22 protein-coding genes are annotated in these 16,392 nt (G+C 43.0%); all 22 read right to left on the bottom strand.

What is annotated here, in order from left to right:
- Nucleotides 1–9 precede the first annotated feature (9 nt).
- A complete protein-coding gene (gene rpsN, locus M1D98_RS00790; RefSeq protein ID WP_003156488.1) occupies nucleotides 10–195 on the bottom strand; it encodes a 30S ribosomal protein S14 in 186 nt (61 codons plus the stop codon).
- A 22-nt stretch (nucleotides 196–217) separates the two neighbouring features.
- The gene (rplE, locus tag M1D98_RS00785) at nucleotides 218–757 is read right to left on the bottom strand and encodes a 50S ribosomal protein L5 (RefSeq protein WP_039076396.1); all 540 of its coding nucleotides are present in this window, start codon (nucleotides 755–757) and stop codon (nucleotides 218–220) included.
- 26 nt (nucleotides 758–783) lie between these two features.
- Nucleotides 784–1,095, bottom strand: a complete 312-nt coding sequence (gene rplX, locus M1D98_RS00780; RefSeq protein ID WP_003156486.1) for a 50S ribosomal protein L24 — start codon at nucleotides 1,093–1,095, stop codon at nucleotides 784–786.
- A 36-nt stretch (nucleotides 1,096–1,131) separates the two neighbouring features.
- A complete protein-coding gene (gene rplN, locus M1D98_RS00775) occupies nucleotides 1,132–1,500 on the bottom strand; it encodes a 50S ribosomal protein L14 (protein ID WP_003156485.1) in 369 nt (122 codons plus the stop codon).
- Nucleotides 1,501–1,540: 40 nt separating this feature from the next.
- Nucleotides 1,541–1,804 carry a 30S ribosomal protein S17 gene (rpsQ, locus tag M1D98_RS00770; protein WP_003225804.1) on the bottom strand — a complete coding sequence of 88 codons (264 nt, stop codon included), beginning with the start codon at nucleotides 1,802–1,804 and terminating at the stop codon, nucleotides 1,541–1,543.
- A 22-nt stretch (nucleotides 1,805–1,826) separates the two neighbouring features.
- Complete coding sequence (rpmC, locus tag M1D98_RS00765; RefSeq protein WP_003156482.1) at nucleotides 1,827–2,027, bottom strand: 50S ribosomal protein L29; 201 nt, start codon at nucleotides 2,025–2,027, stop codon at nucleotides 1,827–1,829.
- Complete coding sequence (gene rplP / locus M1D98_RS00760; RefSeq protein WP_003225801.1) at nucleotides 2,017–2,451, bottom strand: 50S ribosomal protein L16; 435 nt, start codon at nucleotides 2,449–2,451, stop codon at nucleotides 2,017–2,019. Before rplP ends, rpmC begins: the two co-directional genes overlap by 11 nt.
- A gap of 1 nt (nucleotide 2,452) precedes the next feature.
- Nucleotides 2,453–3,109, bottom strand: coding sequence for a 30S ribosomal protein S3 (gene rpsC, locus M1D98_RS00755; RefSeq protein ID WP_003242001.1), 657 nt, complete (start codon nucleotides 3,107–3,109; stop codon nucleotides 2,453–2,455).
- A gap of 3 nt (nucleotides 3,110–3,112) precedes the next feature.
- A complete protein-coding gene (rplV, locus tag M1D98_RS00750; protein ID WP_014662532.1) occupies nucleotides 3,113–3,454 on the bottom strand; it encodes a 50S ribosomal protein L22 in 342 nt (113 codons plus the stop codon).
- Nucleotides 3,455–3,470: 16 nt separating this feature from the next.
- Nucleotides 3,471–3,749: a 30S ribosomal protein S19 gene (rpsS, locus tag M1D98_RS00745; protein WP_039076395.1), complete on the bottom strand. Its 279-nt coding sequence runs from the start codon at nucleotides 3,747–3,749 to the stop codon at nucleotides 3,471–3,473.
- A gap of 57 nt (nucleotides 3,750–3,806) precedes the next feature.
- Nucleotides 3,807–4,640 carry a 50S ribosomal protein L2 gene (rplB, locus tag M1D98_RS00740; RefSeq protein WP_039076394.1) on the bottom strand — a complete coding sequence of 278 codons (834 nt, stop codon included), beginning with the start codon at nucleotides 4,638–4,640 and terminating at the stop codon, nucleotides 3,807–3,809.
- A 31-nt stretch (nucleotides 4,641–4,671) separates the two neighbouring features.
- On the bottom strand, nucleotides 4,672–4,959 hold the full coding sequence (gene rplW, locus M1D98_RS00735) for a 50S ribosomal protein L23 (RefSeq protein WP_003225793.1): 288 nt from the start codon (nucleotides 4,957–4,959) through the stop codon (nucleotides 4,672–4,674).
- On the bottom strand, nucleotides 4,959–5,582 hold the full coding sequence (rplD, locus tag M1D98_RS00730; protein ID WP_039076393.1) for a 50S ribosomal protein L4: 624 nt from the start codon (nucleotides 5,580–5,582) through the stop codon (nucleotides 4,959–4,961). The genes rplW and rplD overlap by 1 nt, the downstream gene beginning before the upstream one ends.
- Nucleotides 5,583–5,609: 27 nt before the next feature.
- Entirely contained in the window at nucleotides 5,610–6,239 is a 630-nt protein-coding gene (rplC, locus tag M1D98_RS00725; protein ID WP_039076392.1) for a 50S ribosomal protein L3, read from the bottom strand.
- Nucleotides 6,240–6,278: 39 nt separating this feature from the next.
- Nucleotides 6,279–6,587 (bottom strand): 30S ribosomal protein S10, encoded by a 309-nt coding sequence (rpsJ, locus tag M1D98_RS00720; RefSeq protein WP_003156464.1) that lies wholly within the window; start codon nucleotides 6,585–6,587, stop codon nucleotides 6,279–6,281.
- Between the two features lie 236 nt (nucleotides 6,588–6,823).
- The gene (locus tag M1D98_RS00715) at nucleotides 6,824–7,780 is read right to left on the bottom strand and encodes an alpha/beta fold hydrolase (RefSeq protein ID WP_129550805.1); all 957 of its coding nucleotides are present in this window, start codon (nucleotides 7,778–7,780) and stop codon (nucleotides 6,824–6,826) included.
- 99 nt (nucleotides 7,781–7,879) lie between these two features.
- Nucleotides 7,880–9,070, bottom strand: coding sequence for an elongation factor Tu (gene tuf, locus M1D98_RS00710; RefSeq protein WP_087991688.1), 1,191 nt, complete (start codon nucleotides 9,068–9,070; stop codon nucleotides 7,880–7,882).
- A 119-nt stretch (nucleotides 9,071–9,189) separates the two neighbouring features.
- Entirely contained in the window at nucleotides 9,190–11,268 is a 2,079-nt protein-coding gene (fusA, locus tag M1D98_RS00705; RefSeq protein ID WP_039076389.1) for an elongation factor G, read from the bottom strand.
- Nucleotides 11,269–11,319: 51 nt separating this feature from the next.
- A complete protein-coding gene (rpsG, locus tag M1D98_RS00700; protein ID WP_003156447.1) occupies nucleotides 11,320–11,790 on the bottom strand; it encodes a 30S ribosomal protein S7 in 471 nt (156 codons plus the stop codon).
- Nucleotides 11,791–11,831: 41 nt separating this feature from the next.
- On the bottom strand, nucleotides 11,832–12,248 hold the full coding sequence (gene rpsL / locus M1D98_RS00695; protein WP_003156445.1) for a 30S ribosomal protein S12: 417 nt from the start codon (nucleotides 12,246–12,248) through the stop codon (nucleotides 11,832–11,834).
- A 113-nt stretch (nucleotides 12,249–12,361) separates the two neighbouring features.
- Nucleotides 12,362–12,610 carry a 50S ribosomal protein L7ae-like protein gene (locus M1D98_RS00690; RefSeq protein WP_039076388.1) on the bottom strand — a complete coding sequence of 83 codons (249 nt, stop codon included), beginning with the start codon at nucleotides 12,608–12,610 and terminating at the stop codon, nucleotides 12,362–12,364.
- Between the two features lie 177 nt (nucleotides 12,611–12,787).
- Nucleotides 12,788–16,387 (bottom strand): DNA-directed RNA polymerase subunit beta', encoded by a 3,600-nt coding sequence (rpoC, locus tag M1D98_RS00685; protein WP_039076387.1) that lies wholly within the window; start codon nucleotides 16,385–16,387, stop codon nucleotides 12,788–12,790.
- Nucleotides 16,388–16,392 lie beyond the last annotated feature (5 nt).

Below are 16,392 nucleotides of genomic sequence, written 5' to 3'. Positions count from 1 at the left end.
TCTTGGGGATTACCAGCTGGCTTTTTTCACGCCAGGAATTTGTCCTTTATATGCAAGCTCACGGAAACAAATACGGCAAAGTTTAAATTTACGAATGACTGAATGCGGACGTCCGCAGCGTTCACAGCGTGTGTACTCTTGTACTTTAAACTTTGGTGTACGTTGTTGTTTCGCAATCATAGACTTTTTAGCCACGATTTCGCCTCCCTTTCATTGATTATTTCTGGAACGGCATACCTACTTGAGTTAATAGCTCACGAGCTTCTTCGTCAGTATTAGCAGTTGTTACGATAACGATGTCCATTCCGCGAACCTTAGTTACTTTATCGTAGTCAATTTCAGGGAAGATTAACTGTTCTTTCACACCAAGTGTGTAGTTACCGCGACCGTCGAAAGATTTTTTAGAAACCCCGCGGAAGTCACGTACACGCGGTAAAGATACAGAAATAAGTTTATCAAGGAAATCATACATGCGCTCTCCGCGAAGAGTTACTTTCGCACCGATAGGCATTCCTTCACGCAGACGGAATCCAGCAATTGATTTCTTCGCACGAGTAACGACAGGTTTTTGACCTGCGATAAACGTTAATTCTTCAACAGCACTGTCGATTGCTTTCGCGTTTTGAACAGCGTCACCAACACCCATGTTGATTACGATTTTTTCGATTTTAGGCACTTGCATGACAGAATCATAGTTGAACTTTGTCATTAAAGCAGGTGCAATTTCTTTATTGTACTTTTCTTTAAGGCGGTTCATGAGATAGACCTCCCTTCCTTTTAATACTATTTATCTAGAACTTGCCCAGATTTTTTTGCTACACGAACTTTTTTGCCATCTTCCACTTTGTATCCTACGCGAGTCACTTCACCTGTTTTAGGATCGAGCGGCATAACGTTTGATACATGAATTGGCGCCTCTTGATTAGAAATACCGCCTTGAGGGTTAGCTTGAGTTGGTTTAGAGTGCTTCTTCACCATGTTCACACCTTCAACTAAAACGCGGTCCTTTTTAGGGAAAGCAGCAAGGATTGTTCCTTGTTTGCCTTTATCTTTACCAGAGATAACCATTACTTTATCGCCTTTTTTAACATGCATCCTGATCGCACCTCCTTGACTAAGGCATTTATTTCATTAGATAACTTCTGGAGCTAGAGAAACAATTTTCATAAAGTTGTTTTCACGCAACTCACGAGCAACTGGTCCGAAGATACGAGTTCCACGTGGGCTCTTGTCGTCACGGATGATAACACATGCATTCTCATCGAAGCTGATGTATGAACCGTCGCTTCTGCGTGCTCCGCTTTTCGTGCGAACGATAACAGCTCTTACGACTTCACCTTTTTTGACAACGCCTCCTGGTGTTGCTTGTTTAACCGTGCAAACAATGACATCACCAATGTTAGCTGTTTTGCGTCCAGAACCACCGAGAACTTTAATAGTAAGCACTTCACGAGCGCCAGAGTTGTCAGCTACTTTTAAACGAGTCTCTTGTTGAATCATTATTTGTTACCTCCCTTCGGAAAAAGAATTCCGAACTTTATTAGATAATAACAGCTTCTTCGACAACTTCAACTAGACGGAAACGCTTAGTTGCAGACAATGGACGAGTTTCCATGATCTTTACGATGTCACCGATTTTAGCTTGATTATTTTCATCATGTGCTTTGAATTTTTTTGAGTATTTTACGCGTTTACCGTAAAGTGTATGTTTTTTGTATGTTTCAACAACAACAGTGATGGTTTTATCCATTTTGTCAGAAACTACACGGCCTTGGTAAACTTTGCGCTGGTTACGTTCGCTCATGCTCACGACCTCCCCTCAGTGATTATTTATTAGCAGCAATTTCTCTTTCACGAATCACAGTTTTCATGCGCGCGATAGCTTTGCGCACTTCACGAATGCGAGCAGTATTTTCAAGTTGTCCTGTCGCTAATTGAAAGCGAAGATTGAAAAGTTCTTCTTTAAGAGACTTTACTTTTTGTTCAATTTCAGCAGTGGTAAGGTCACGAATTTCATTAGCTTTCATTTGATTCACCACCAATTTCTTCACGTTTTACGAACTTCGTTTTAATTGGCAATTTGTGAGATGCAAGACGAAGCGCTTCACGAGCTACCTCTTCAGACACACCAGAAATCTCAAATAAAACTTTGCCCGGTTTTACAACAGCTACCCAACCTTCTGGAGCCCCTTTACCGGATCCCATACGTACCTCAAGTGGTTTAGCAGTGTAAGGTTTAGAAGGGAAAATTTTGATCCAAACTTTACCGCCACGTTTCATGTAACGAGTCATCGCAATACGTGCAGCTTCGATTTGACGGTTAGTGATCCAAGAAGCTTCAAGAGCTTGGATACCGAACTCACCGAAATGTACTTCAGTACCGCCTTTCGCACGACCACGCATTTTTCCGCGATGCTCTCTGCGATATTTAACGCGTTTTGGTAATAACATATTATTTTCCTCCTTCCTCAGTTTTCTTCTTAGTAGGAAGAACCTCTCCACGATAGATCCAGACTTTCACACCAAGCTTACCGTAAGTAGTGTCAGCTTCAGATGTTGCATAGTCAATGTCCGCACGTAATGTGTGCAATGGAACAGTTCCTTCACTGTAGTATTCAGAACGAGCGATATCTGCACCGCCAAGACGACCAGAAACCATTGTTTTCACACCTTGTGCTCCAGCACGCATAGTACGTTGGATTTGTTGTTTCTGCGCACGGCGGAAAGAAACACGGTTTTCTAATTGACGAGCGATGTTGTCAGCAACTAGCTGTGCATCAAGATCTGCTCTTTTGATTTCAAGAATGTTAATGTGTACACGCTTGCCAGTAAGGCTGTTAAGGGCTTTGCGAAGTGCTTCAACTTCAGAACCGCCTTTACCGATAACCATACCAGGCTTAGCTGTGTGGATCGTAATGTTAACGCGATTTGCTGCACGCTCGATTTCCACTTTAGAAACAGAAGCGTCAGAAAGGCGTTTGCTAATGTATTCACGAATTTTTAAATCTTCGTGCAGGAAGTCAGCGTAATCTTTACCAGCGTACCACTTAGATTCCCAATCACGAATGACTCCGATACGAAGACCGACTGGATTTACCTTTTGACCCACTACTTATCCCTCCTTCTTTTCTGATACAACGATTGTAATGTGGCTCGTACGTTTGTTGATTTGGCTCGCACGTCCCATAGCACGTGGGCGGAATCTTTTTAACGTAGGGCCTTCGTCAACGAATGCTTGAGAAATAACAAGGTTGTTAACATCCATTTCATAGTTATGCTCAGCATTTGCAATAGCGGATTTTAATACTTTCTCGATAATTGGAGAAGCAGCTCTTGGTGTAAGGTTCAAGATTGATACTGCCTCACCTACTTGCTTGCCTCGAATCAGGTCCATTACTAGACGTGCTTTACGAGGAGCAATTCGGACTGTTCTTGCAACAGCTTTAGCTTGCATTTAAAAGCCTCCTCTCTTAGCGTCTTGTTTTTTTGTCATCACTAGCATGGCCTTTGTACGTACGAGTTGGAGCGAATTCACCCAACTTATGCCCTACCATATCTTCAGAGATGAATACAGGCACGTGTTTACGTCCGTCATAGACTGCGATTGTGTGACCAATAAACTGTGGGAAAATAGTAGAACGACGAGACCAAGTTTTTACCACTTGTTTCTTGTCTGATTCGTTTAATTTCTCGATTTTTGTCATCAAGTGTCCATCGACAAATGGTCCTTTTTTCAAGCTGCGAGCCATTTTGGAACCTCCCTTCGTGATTGCACTACGGTCCGAAATGAACCGTAGACAACCCCGTTATTTATTTTTACGACGACGTACGATAAATTTATCAGATTTGTTCTTTTTCTTACGTGTCTTGAATCCAAGAGTTGGTTTGCCCCATGGAGACATTGGTGATTTACGTCCGATTGGCGCACGTCCTTCACCACCACCGTGTGGGTGATCGTTAGGGTTCATTACAGAACCACGAACTGTAGGGCGGATGCCTTTCCAGCGAGAACGTCCAGCTTTACCAACGTTGATAAGTTCATGCTGTTCGTTACCTACTTGACCGATAGATGCACGGCAAGCAGAGAGAATCATGCGAACTTCACCAGAGTTAAGACGTACAAGAACGTATTTACCTTCTTTACCAAGAACCTGAGCAGATGTACCAGCTGAACGTACAAGCTGTCCGCCTTTACCAGGTTTTAATTCAATGTTGTGCACAACTGTACCAACAGGAATGTTGATAAGAGGAAGTGCATTACCTACTTTGATGTCAGCTTCAGGACCTGACATGATTTCAGTACCTACTTGAATTCCTTTAGGAGCAAGAATGTAACGTTTTTCTCCGTCTGCATAGTTGATTAGAGCGATGTTAGCTGAACGGTTTGGATCGTATTCAACTGTAGCAACGCGTCCAGGTATACCATCTTTATCACGCTTGAAGTCGATAACACGGTATTGGCGTTTATGTCCGCCACCTTGGTGACGTACAGTCAATTTACCTTGGTTATTACGTCCGCCTTTTTTGTGAAGGGGAGCAAGCAAGGATTTTTCCGGCTTGTCAGTCGTGATTTCAGCAAAATCTGAAGTTGTCATGCCACGACGTCCATTAGAGGTCGGTTTATACTTTTTAATCGCCATTTTGAATTTCCCTCCTTCTTTTTACAGATAATTAAGCTTCAAAAATTTCGATTTCTTTGCTGTCTGCAGTAAGTTTTACGATCGCTTTTCTGCGACGGCTAGTCATACCAGTGTAGCGTCCGACACGTTTTGATTTACCTTTGTAGTTCATGATGTTGACTTTATCAACTTTCACTCCAAAGATGCTTTCAACCGCGTCTTTCACTTCTGTTTTGTTAGCTCTTACATCAACTTCAAACGTATATTTCTTTTCAGCCATTAAATCAGCAGAACGTTCAGTAATGACGGGGCGCTTTAGAACATCACGAGGATCTTTCATTATGCAAGCACCTCCTCTACTTTTTCAACCGCTGCTTTTGTAATCAGAAGCTTCTCGTGGTTGACAACGTCTAAAACGTTGATTCCGTTAGCTTCAACAACAGTAACTCCTGGAATGTTGCGAGCAGATAAAGCGACTGCTTCGTTAGCATCCGCAGTTACGATTAAAGCTTTTTTCTCAACAGATAATCCTTTAAGGACAGCTGCCATTTCTTTTGTTTTAGCCGTATCAAGAGTAAGATCTTCAAGTACGATGATGTTGTTGTCGATCACTTTAGAAGACAATACTGATTTGATTGCCAAGCGGCGAACTTTTTTAGGTAATTTGTAAGAATAGCTGCGTGGTGTTGGGCCGAATACGACACCACCTCCGCGCCATTGCGGTGAACGGATGGAACCTTGACGGGCACGTCCAGTACCTTTTTGACGCCATGGTTTACGACCTCCGCCGCGTACTTCAGAACGATTTTTTACTTTGTGAGATCCTTGACGTAAGGAAGCTCTTTGCATAAGAATAGCGTCGAATACAACACTCTCATTTGGCTCGATACCAAATACAGAAGCGTTTAATTCGATGTCACCAGCAGTAGAACCGTTTTGGTTGTATAATGCTACTTTTGGCATGATCAATTTCCTCCTTTCCTAAGAGAGTTATTTAGATTTAACAGCACTTTTAACAGTGATTAAAGTTTTCTTCGGACCAGGTACGTTACCTTTGATCAAAAGAAGATTGCGCTCTGCATCAACTTTAACGATTTCAAGGTTTTGAACAGTGATTTGATCTCCGCCCATACGTCCAGGTAATAATTTGCCTTTGAATACACGGTTAGGATCTACAGGTCCCATTGAACCAGGACGACGGTGGTAGCGTGAACCGTGAGACATAGGTCCGCGAGATTGTCCGTGGCGCTTGATCGCACCTTGGAAACCTTTACCTTTAGATACTCCTGTTACATCTACGATTTCTCCAGCAGAGAAAATTTCAACCTTGACTTCCTGACCAACTTCATACGCATCCATTTCCACTCCGCGTAATTCTTTAACGAAGCGCTTAGGAGCAGTTTCCGCTTTTGCAACGTGTCCTTTTTCTGGTTTGTTAGAAAGCTTTTCACGTTTGTCGTCAAAACCAAGCTGGATAGCCTCGTAGCCATCGTTTTCAGCTGATTTCTTTTGAAGAACAACGTTTGGAGCAGCTTCAATAACAGTTACCGGAATAAGATCACCGTTTTCTGCGAATACTTGCGTCATACCAATTTTTCTTCCTAAGATTCCTTTGGTCATTCGTCACACCTCCTATTAAGATCATTCTATATTTTAGAATTAAAGTTTAATTTCGATATCGACACCAGATGGTAAATCTAATCGCATAAGAGCATCAACAGTTTGTGGTGTTGGGTTCACAATGTCGATTAGACGTTTATGTGTACGCATTTCAAATTGCTCACGAGAATCTTTGTATTTGTGCACCGCACGAAGGATTGTGTAAACTGATTTTTCAGTTGGCAACGGGATCGGACCAGATACGCTGGCACCAGAACGTTTTGCCGTTTCAACAATCTTCTCTGCAGATTGATCAAGGATTCTATGATCATATGCTTTCAAACGAATACGAATTTTTTGTTTTGCCATTATTTTCCCTCCTTTTCGCCTACATCACGTTAGACAGTTCTCCGTGAGAAAAACCTGAACACCTTGCCATGGCAAAGCGGCCGGGTGTGTCAGCAACCTCTCACTTCATCGCAGTCAAAGACCAACATACACCATTATACAGAAAATAGACGTATGTTGCAAGACTTATTTATGATATGCATGATTTGCACACTTTTTTTATTATACAGGTGTTTTTCTTATTTATCAAGGACCTATCATAAGTGGTACAGCGCGTGGCGCCTCAGTGTACTCGCAAATAGAAATGGCTCTTCGATGTGCGGGGTATGCGCGGAATTCTCAAATTGAATCCATCGCTTTTCAGGTGCCTCAAGCCGTTGGTAATACTGTTTCGATATTTCAGCAGGAACAATTAGATCATGTCTCCCCGAAATAAAAAAACACGGCAATTTAATAGAAGGAATTGATGTGAATCCATTAAAACGGTACATCTCACCGGTTAAATGTTTTTTACTGAAACGCAGCCCATTGAGGAATTTGTGCATGTTTTTTACACCATACTCTTTGCCAGTAAGCATTTGAAAAAATAGTGCAAGGGACTGACGACGTTGGTGAGTGAATCCTCCCCTGCTCATCTCGACACAAAACCGATAGATATGATGATAGATATCCTTATCCCAAGGTGGAGCGCCAATAAAACGTATGGCCTTGGATACTATACCGGCACTCCTCACATCAGACATTTCTCGAATAAATTGATAAGCAGCTGATTCTTCATTGTGAGGGTTAACAACCTGACTGATTCCATAATAGGCGTAAAACAAATCCGGACGCTGCTGCAGTACATGAAGAGCTAGCAGTGATCCCCACGAATGGCCCGCAAGATATAGTTTTGTTCTTGAAAAACGTTTTAGAACCCATTGGACCACTTGAATTGAGTCACTAATGAAATGACTGATTGTCATGGAGTTCTGAGGAATTCGTTTTGAATAAGAAAGCCCGGCTCCTCTTTGATCCCAATGTACGACTGTAAAATGCTTTTCCAGCTCTTTTTGATAATGCCTAACATATCCGATTTGAGGAGTACCCGGTCCGCCATGTAAAAAAAGCAGCAATGGATTATTTATATCAGCCCCACTAATCATCAGCATTTGCTTCGTTTTATCAATGCTCAGTTCTTTCATGATCGCGATTGATTTCTTTTCAGGAATCATAAAAATTAGCCCCTCGAATATGATAGATCCTATTATACAAGAAAAAGATGACTAAACAAAAAACGAGACCCGCAGGGGGTCCCGTTTTTAATCATACGCTTACTCAGTGATTGTAGAAACAACGCCTGAACCAACAGTACGTCCGCCTTCACGAATAGAGAAACGAGTTCCTTCTTCGATAGCGATTGTAGAGATAAGTTCAACGATCATTTCTGTGTTGTCTCCAGGCATAACCATTTCTACGCCTTCTGGAAGTTGGATGATACCAGTTACGTCAGTTGTACGGAAGTAGAACTGAGGACGGTAGTTAGAGAAGAATGGAGTATGACGTCCACCCTCTTCTTTAGAAAGAACGTAAACTTCAGCTTTGAATTTGCTGTGTGGAGTGATTGTACCTGGTTTAGCAAGTACTTGACCACGTTGGATATCTTCACGAGCTACACCACGAAGAAGGGCTCCAATGTTGTCTCCAGCTTCAGCGTAATCAAGAAGCTTACGGAACATTTCAACACCTGTAACAGTTGTTTTCTTGTTTTCTTCTTGAAGACCGATGATTTCTACTTCGTCACCGACTTTAACTTGTCCGCGCTCAACACGTCCAGTAGCAACTGTACCACGACCAGTGATTGAGAATACGTCCTCAACTGGCATCATGAATGGTTTTTCAGTGTCACGCTCTGGAGTTGGGATGTACTCATCAACCGCATCCATAAGTTCGAAGATTTTCGCTTCGTAATCAGCGTCACCTTCAAGTGCTTTAAGAGCAGAACCTTTGATTACTGGTACATCATCACCAGGGAAGTCGTATTCGCTAAGAAGATCGCGAACTTCCATTTCAACTAGTTCAAGAAGCTCTTCGTCGTCTACCATGTCACATTTGTTTAAGAATACAACGATGTATGGTACACCAACGTTTTTAGAAAGAAGGATGTGCTCACGAGTTTGTGGCATTGGGCCATCAGCAGCAGATACTACAAGGATAGCTCCGTCCATTTGCGCAGCACCAGTGATCATGTTTTTAACATAGTCAGCGTGTCCTGGGCAGTCAACGTGTGCATAGTGACGAGTTTCAGTTTCGTACTCTACGTGTGCAGTAGAGATTGTGATTCCGCGCTCGCGCTCTTCTGGTGCACCATCAATTTGATCGTACGCCATAGCTGTACCTTTACCAGATTTCTTATGAAGTACTGTTGTGATAGCAGCAGTTAATGTTGTTTTACCATGGTCAACGTGTCCAATTGTACCAATATTGGCATGTGATTTGGAACGGTCGAATTTTTCTTTAGCCATTCTAAAATCCTCCTTAAGAGCTTTTAATTAGTAATGTATAGTGTGATAGGAAGTGAAAGAAAGCTTTCACTTCCTCATCTTACAATAGTAGTTATACTTGAGTTAAGAGGCAAAATCAATTATTCGCCTTTATTTTTTTTGATAATTTCTTCAGCAATGCTCTTCGGCACTTCTTCGTAGTGATCCATGAACATAGTGAACGTACCGCGACCTTGCGTATTAGAACGAAGTGCAGTAGCGTAACCGAACATTTCAGCAAGAGGAACCATCGCGCGAACAACTTGTGCGTTACCGCGAGCTTCCATACCTTCTACGCGTCCGCGACGAGAAGTAACATCACCCATGATGTCTCCCATGTATTCTTCTGGAATAACAACTTCAACTTTCATAATTGGTTCAAGAAGAACAGGGTTACATTTGCTGACTGCATTTTTCAATGCCATTGAAGCAGCGACTTTAAACGCCATTTCGTTTGAGTCAACATCATGGTAAGAACCATCAAAAAGTTTTGCCTTGATGTCAATTAGAGGGAAACCTGCTAAGACACCATTTTCAAGAGAGTCTTCAAGACCTGCTTGTACGGCTGGGATGTATTCACGAGGAACAACACCACCGACGATTGCGTTTTCGAATTCAAATCCAGCGCCTTCTTCGTTTGGTTCGAATTCAATCCAAACGTGTCCGAACTGACCGCGTCCACCAGATTGACGTACGAATTTACCTTCAACTTTTGCACCTGAACGGAATGTTTCACGGTACGCAACTTGAGGAGCACCTACGTTAGCTTCTACTTTGAATTCACGCTTCATACGGTCAACAATGATATCAAGGTGAAGTTCACCCATACCAGAGATGATCGTCTGACCAGTTTCCGGATTTGTTTGAGTACGGAATGTAGGATCTTCTTCAGCAAGTTTCGCTAAAGCGATACCCATTTTATCTTGGTCAGCTTTTGATTTAGGCTCAATCGCAACATCGATAACCGGCTCTGGGAATTCCATTGATTCAAGGATTACAAGATCCTTTTCGTCACATAGAGTATCTCCAGTAGATGTATCTTTTAGACCTACAGCTGCTGCAATATCTCCTGCGTAAACAGTAGCGATCTCTTCACGGCTGTTGGCATGCATTTGCAGGATACGTCCGACACGCTCACGCTTGCCTTTTGTTGAGTTTTTCACGTATGAACCGGAATCGAGCGTTCCAGAGTACACACGGAAGAACGTCAGCTTACCAACATAAGGGTCAGTCATTACTTTAAATGCAAGTGCAGAGAATGGTTCTTCATCAGAAGAATGACGAACAATCTCTTCATCCGTATCCGGACGTACACCTTTGATTGCAGCAACATCAGTTGGTGCAGGAAGGTAGTCAAGAACTGCATCAAGTACAAGCTGAACACCTTTGTTTTTGAAAGCAGAACCGACAAGTACTGGGTAGAATTCAACATTCAAAGTACCTTTACGGATTGCAGCTTTCAGCTCGTCGATTGTGATTTCTTCACCTTCGAGGTACTTTTCCATAAGCTCTTCATCAAGCTCAGCGACAGCTTCAATTAAGCTGTTGCGATGCTCTTCAGCTTGTTCTTTGTACTCTTCAGGGATTTCTTTCGCATCAGAACGAGTTCCAAGATCATCTTCGTAGAAATACGCAACGTTTTCTACAAGGTCGATGATACCTTCGAAGTTGTCTTCAGCACCGATTGGCAATTGGATTGCATGGGCGTTAGCTTGAAGACGGTCTCTTAAAGTGCCTACAGAGTAAAGGAAGTCTGCGCCGATTTTGTCCATTTTGTTGACAAATACGACACGCGGTACTCCGTAAGTTGTTGCTTGGCGCCATACTGTTTCTGTTTGAGGCTCAACGCCTGATTGTGCATCAAGCACGGCAACCGCACCATCAAGTACACGAAGAGAACGTTCAACTTCAACTGTGAAGTCTACGTGTCCTGGAGTATCGATGATGTTTACGCGGTATCCTTTCCACTGTGCAGTTGTCGCAGCGGATGTGATTGTGATACCGCGTTCTTGTTCCTGCTCCATCCAGTCCATTTGGGAAGCTCCTTCATGAGTTTCGCCAATTTTGTGGATACGGCCTGTGTAGAACAAGATACGTTCTGTAGTAGTCGTTTTACCGGCATCAATGTGAGCCATGATCCCGATATTACGAGTTTTATCTAAGGAGAACTCTCTTGCCATTGGGTAATTTCTCCTTCCTTATTAGGAAATTGTGTTTTTAGTATATAAATCCTACCAGCGATAGTGAGCAAATGCTTTGTTTGCTTCAGCCATCTTATGAGTATCTTCGCGTTTCTTAACAGCAGCACCAGTATTGTTAGCTGCGTCAAGGATTTCGTTAGCCAAACGCTCTTCCATCGTTTTTTCTCCACGAAGACGAGCATAGTTTACTAACCAGCGAAGTCCGAGAGTAGTACGACGTTCAGGACGAACTTCTACAGGAACTTGGTAGTTTGCACCACCCACACGGCGTGCTTTAACTTCAAGTACAGGCATGATGTTTTTCAATGCTTGTTCAAAAACCTCCATTGCATCATTGCCAGTACGTTCTTTAATGATATCGAATGACTTGTATAGGATTGTTTGAGACTTACCTTTTTTACCATCGATCATCATTTTGTTGATTAGACGTGATACAAGCTTAGAATTATAAAGCGGATCAGGTAAAACATCTCTTTTTGCTACAGGACCTTTACGTGGCATCTGAATATCCTCCCTTCATTAATTTTACGTTTTTATGTTTATTATTTTGCTTTAGGGCGTTTAGTTCCGTATTTAGAACGGCCTTGCGCACGGTTTTCTACTCCAGCAGTGTCAAGCGCACCACGAACGATGTGGTAACGTACCCCTGGTAAGTCTTTTACACGTCCGCCACGGATGAGTACAACGCTGTGCTCTTGCAGGTTGTGACCGATACCAGGAATGTAAGCCGTAACCTCGATTCCGTTAGTCAAACGAACACGAGCATATTTACGAAGTGCTGAGTTCGGTTTTTTCGGTGTCATTGTACCAACACGAGTACATACCCCGCGTTTTTGTGGAGAAGATACGTTAGTGTGCTCTTTTTTAAAGCTGTTGTATCCTTTGTTAAGTGCAGGAGACTTTGAGTTTTCTACTTTACTCACGCGTCCTTTGCGAATTAGCTGATTAATTGTAGGCATTATTTTTTCCTCCCTTCATTACGTTTTATAACCCACATACCCAGGTGGTTCATTAAAAGGCAAAAAACAATGTCTTTACACAAGATGAAATCTTATGCAAAAACAAAAGTACGCTATAAAATAATGGCAACAGCGGCTGCTCCTACTTCAATTCCGCAGGCTTTGCCGAGCTTTTTCATGGATTCAACCATTAAGACAGAGATACCTTGATCTTCCGCAAGTGAAACAACACTTGTCGTGAGCACTGGATCTGCATCTTTTGCAACGACTACTTCCTTTACTGAACCTCGTTTTAGAGCTTTCACTGTTTGCTTCGTACCAATAATAATTGATTTGGCCTGTGATACTTTATCATAAGACATGAACATATCCTCCAAAGTAACAGGTTTATTTCGAGCACCTTGGTTATATTATCATTCTAGGAGACGATTGTCAACATGGTATGACATTTTTTAGTTTCGTTCTTCTCATAGCGTAATATTTTATTAAATATATCTGCTGAAAGACTGTTTTGACAGTCTTTCAGCAGCTTAAATCAGTTATTCAACCGGAACCATGTCATCAGTCGGCTGAACATTTGAAACTGGTTTTACTTTACGGTATTTCATCATACCAGTACCAGCCGGAACAAGCTTACCGATGATTACATTCTCTTTCAAGCCGAGAAGCTCATCACGCTTACCTTTGATCGCTGCATCTGTAAGAACACGTGTTGTTTCCTGGAAGGAGGCAGCAGATAAGAATGAATCAGTTTCAAGAGAAGCTTTTGTAATACCGAGTAAGACAGGACGGCCTGTAGCAGGACGATTGCCTTCAAGCAGTACCTTTTTGTTCGCTTCAGTAAATTGGTGAATATCAAGCAATGTACCTGGAAGCACATCAGTGTCACCGGCGTCAATCACGCGGACTTTGCGAAGCATCTGGCGAACCATAACTTCTACGTGTTTATCACCGATTTCAACACCCTGCATACGGTAAACCTTTTGAACCTCATGGAGAAGATACTCTTGAACAGTCGTCAGGTCAGTCACTTTCAGAAGCTCTTTCGGATCGATTGAACCCTCTGTCAGCACTTGGCCTCGAGTAATTTTGTCTCCTTCCGCTACTTTCAAGCGGGAGTTATAAGGTGCCGTATATGAACGTGTTTCCACTGCGCCTTGAACCACAATTTCCTGTTGTTTATCACGAACTTCATTGATCTCAACGACTGTACCGTCGATTTCTGTAATTGTTGCCTGACCTTTCGGATTACGCGCTTCGAATAGCTCTTGGATACGCGGAAGACCCTGTGTGATATCGTCTCCGGCAACCCCGCCTGTATGGAATGTACGCATTGTTAACTGTGTACCAGGCTCACCGATTGATTGGGCAGCAATGATACCGACAGCCTCACCGACTTCAACATCAGAGCCAGTTGCAAGATTTCGGCCATAGCATCGTTTACATACACCATGAGGCGTATTGCATGTGAAGGCAGAACGGATCCACACTTCTTCAATGCCGGCTTCTACAATCTCTAATGCTTTATCTTCATCGATCAGTTCGTTTTCATTGATAAGTACTTCACCTGTTTCAGGGTGCTTTACTTGTTTTCGTGCAAAACGGCCGATTAAGCGTTCTTCTAAGCGCTCAATTGTTTCAGTTCCTTCTTTAAGGGGCTGAGCGAGGATGCCTCGGTCAGTTCCACAATCCGTTTCACGGATGATAACATCCTGTGCAACGTCAACGAGTCGACGTGTAAGGTAACCTGAGTCAGCGGTTTTAAGTGCGGTATCGGCCAGACCTTTACGCGCACCGTGAGTGGAGATAAAGTACTCCAATACCGTCAGACCTTCACGGAAACTTGATTTGATCGGCAACTCAATGATACGTCCAGCCGGGTTGGCCATCAGACCGCGCATTCCGGCAAGCTGTGTAAAGTTAGACGCGTTACCACGGGCACCAGAGTCACTCATCATGTAGATCGGGTTAAGCTCATCCAGTGATTGCATCAGTTTGCCCTGGATAACGTCTTTCGCAGCACTCCAGATAGAAATAACTCTCTCATAGCGTTCTTCTTCAGTGATTAGACCACGTCGGAATTGCTTCAAGACGTTATCAACTTTGCCTTGTGCTTCTTCAAGAATTTCTTGCTTATCATCGAGAACGACGATGTCAGAAACCCCAACTGTAATACCAGCTTTTGTAGAGTATCTAAAGCCTAGGTTTTTCATGCGGTCAAGCATTTTAGACGTTTCCGTGATATGGAATCGTTTAAAGATTTCCGCGATGATTTTACCGAGAATACCTTTTTTAAACGGTGCATTGATTGGCTGCTCTGCAATGGCAGCTTTAACATCGGCACCTTTTTCTAAGAAGAAACGGTCAGGTGTTTTTTCTTCAATGTTGCTCTTCGTCGGTTCATTCATGTAAGGGAATGATTCCGGAAGAATTTCATTGAAGACAAGCTTACCGACAGTTGTAATTAACAATTTTGAGCGCTGTTCTTCTGTAAATGTCACATTCTTAAGGGAGTTGGCTGCAACAGCTACTCTCGTATGAAGGTGTACATATCCATTTTGATAAGCGAGCAGCGCCTCGTCTGTATTTTTGAAAACCATACCTTCACCGACAGCACCGGCACGCTCAAGTGTCAGGTAATAGTTACCCAGTACCATATCCTGAGACGGTGTTACAACCGGTTTACCATCTTTAGGGTTCAAGATGTTCTGAGCGGCAAGCATCAAGATGCGTGCTTCAGCTTGAGCTTCTGCAGATAATGGTACGTGAACCGCCATTTGGTCACCATCAAAGTCAGCGTTATAAGCTGTACATACGAGCGGATGAAGACGGATCGCGCGTCCTTCAACAAGTGTTGGTTCAAACGCTTGGATACCTAATCTGTGAAGCGTAGGGGCACGGTTCAGAAGTACCGGATGCTCCTTGATAACTGACTCTAGCACATCCCACACTTCAGGCTGTACACGCTCAATTTTGCGTTTCGCACTCTTAATGTTGTGAGCAAGACCTTTTTCAACAAGCTCTTTCATAACGAAAGGTTTGAAAAGTTCAAGCGCCATTTCCTTCGGTAATCCGCATTGGTACATTTTCAAATGAGGGCCAACAACGATTACAGAACGTCCAGAGTAATCGACACGTTTACCAAGAAGGTTTTGACGGAAACGGCCTTGCTTCCCTTTCAGCATGTGAGAAAGAGATTTTAACGGCCTGTTACCAGGACCTGTCACAGGACGTCCGCGGCGGCCGTTGTCAATTAAGGCATCGACAGCCTCTTGAAGCATACGCTTCTCATTTTGAACAATAATGCTAGGCGCACCAAGGTCCAAAAGGCGTTTCAAACGATTGTTACGGTTGATGACACGACGATAAAGATCGTTCAAATCAGAAGTCGCAAAACGTCCGCCATCAAGCTGAACCATCGGTCTAAGCTCAGGAGGGATAACAGGAAGCACATCAAGGATCATCCAAGAAGGCTTGTTACCTGAGTTACGGAAGGCTTCTAAAACTTCAAGGCGCTTGATCGCACGAGTACGGCGTTGTCCTTGTGATGTTTTTAGCTCTTCTTTTAACATATCTACTTCTTTTACAAGATCAATATCTTGAAGAAGTTTATGAATCGCCTCTGCACCCATAGACGCTTGGAATTTATTACCGTATTTATCGAGATAAGCACGGTATTCTTTCTCAGACAGAAGCTGTTTCTTTTCAAGCGGTGTGTTTGCCGGGTCAGTTACAACGTAAGAAGCAAAGTAAATGACTTCTTCTAAAGCACGAGGTGACATATCCAGCACAAGACCCATACGGCTTGGAATACCTTTGAAATACCAAATGTGGGAAACTGGGGCAGCCAGTTCAATGTGCCCCATTCTCTCACGACGGACTTTAGCCCGTGTTACTTCGACTCCGCAGCGGTCACAAACTACGCCTTTATAACGAACTCGCTTGTACTTCCCGCAATGACATTCCCAGTCTTTAGTCGGTCCGAAAATGCGTTCGCAGAATAGACCGTCCTTTTCAGGTTTTAACGTACGATAGTTTATCGTTTCAGGCTTTTTCACTTCACCAAAAGACCATGAACGGATTTTATCCGGTGAAGCAAGACCGATGTTCATATACTCAAAATTGTTCACATCTAGCAAGGGGC

The organism is Bacillus sp. K7, from assembly GCF_053903245.1.
Note: the sequence above shows the minus strand (reverse complement) of the source record. Positions and strands in the feature narration are given on the sequence as shown.

Coding starts and splice junctions, on each gene's coding strand:
- rpsG (WP_003156447.1), bottom strand. CDS start 11,790: ATGCCACGTAAAGGTCCTGTAGCAAAAAGAGATGTTTTACCTGATCCG.
- M1D98_RS00690 (WP_039076388.1), bottom strand. CDS start 12,610: ATGTCTTATGATAAAGTATCACAGGCCAAATCAATTATTATTGGTACG.
- rplP (WP_003225801.1), bottom strand. CDS start 2,451: ATGTTATTACCAAAACGCGTTAAATATCGCAGAGAGCATCGCGGAAAA.
- rpsQ (WP_003225804.1), bottom strand. CDS start 1,804: ATGAGCGAACGTAACCAGCGCAAAGTTTACCAAGGCCGTGTAGTTTCT.
- rplE (WP_039076396.1), bottom strand. CDS start 757: ATGAACCGCCTTAAAGAAAAGTACAATAAAGAAATTGCACCTGCTTTA.
- rplW (WP_003225793.1), bottom strand. CDS start 4,959: ATGAAAGATCCTCGTGATGTTCTAAAGCGCCCCGTCATTACTGAACGT.
- rplV (WP_014662532.1), bottom strand. CDS start 3,454: ATGCAAGCTAAAGCTGTTGCAAGAACAGTCCGAATTGCTCCTCGTAAA.
- rplN (WP_003156485.1), bottom strand. CDS start 1,500: ATGATTCAACAAGAGACTCGTTTAAAAGTAGCTGACAACTCTGGCGCT.
- rpsS (WP_039076395.1), bottom strand. CDS start 3,749: ATGGCTCGCAGCTTGAAAAAAGGACCATTTGTCGATGGACACTTGATG.
- M1D98_RS00715 (WP_129550805.1), bottom strand. CDS start 7,780: ATGATTCCTGAAAAGAAATCAATCGCGATCATGAAAGAACTGAGCATT.
- rpmC (WP_003156482.1), bottom strand. CDS start 2,027: ATGAAAGCTAATGAAATTCGTGACCTTACCACTGCTGAAATTGAACAA.
- rplD (WP_039076393.1), bottom strand. CDS start 5,582: ATGCCAAAAGTAGCATTATACAACCAAAACGGTTCTACTGCTGGTGAC.
- rpsL (WP_003156445.1), bottom strand. CDS start 12,248: ATGCCTACAATTAATCAGCTAATTCGCAAAGGACGCGTGAGTAAAGTA.
- tuf (WP_087991688.1), bottom strand. CDS start 9,070: ATGGCTAAAGAAAAATTCGACCGTTCCAAATCACATGCCAATATTGGT.
- rpsJ (WP_003156464.1), bottom strand. CDS start 6,587: ATGGCAAAACAAAAAATTCGTATTCGTTTGAAAGCATATGATCATAGA.
- fusA (WP_039076389.1), bottom strand. CDS start 11,268: ATGGCAAGAGAGTTCTCCTTAGATAAAACTCGTAATATCGGGATCATG.
- rplX (WP_003156486.1), bottom strand. CDS start 1,095: ATGCATGTTAAAAAAGGCGATAAAGTAATGGTTATCTCTGGTAAAGAT.
- rplB (WP_039076394.1), bottom strand. CDS start 4,640: ATGGCGATTAAAAAGTATAAACCGACCTCTAATGGACGTCGTGGCATG.
- rplC (WP_039076392.1), bottom strand. CDS start 6,239: ATGACCAAAGGAATCTTAGGAAGAAAAATTGGTATGACGCAAGTATTC.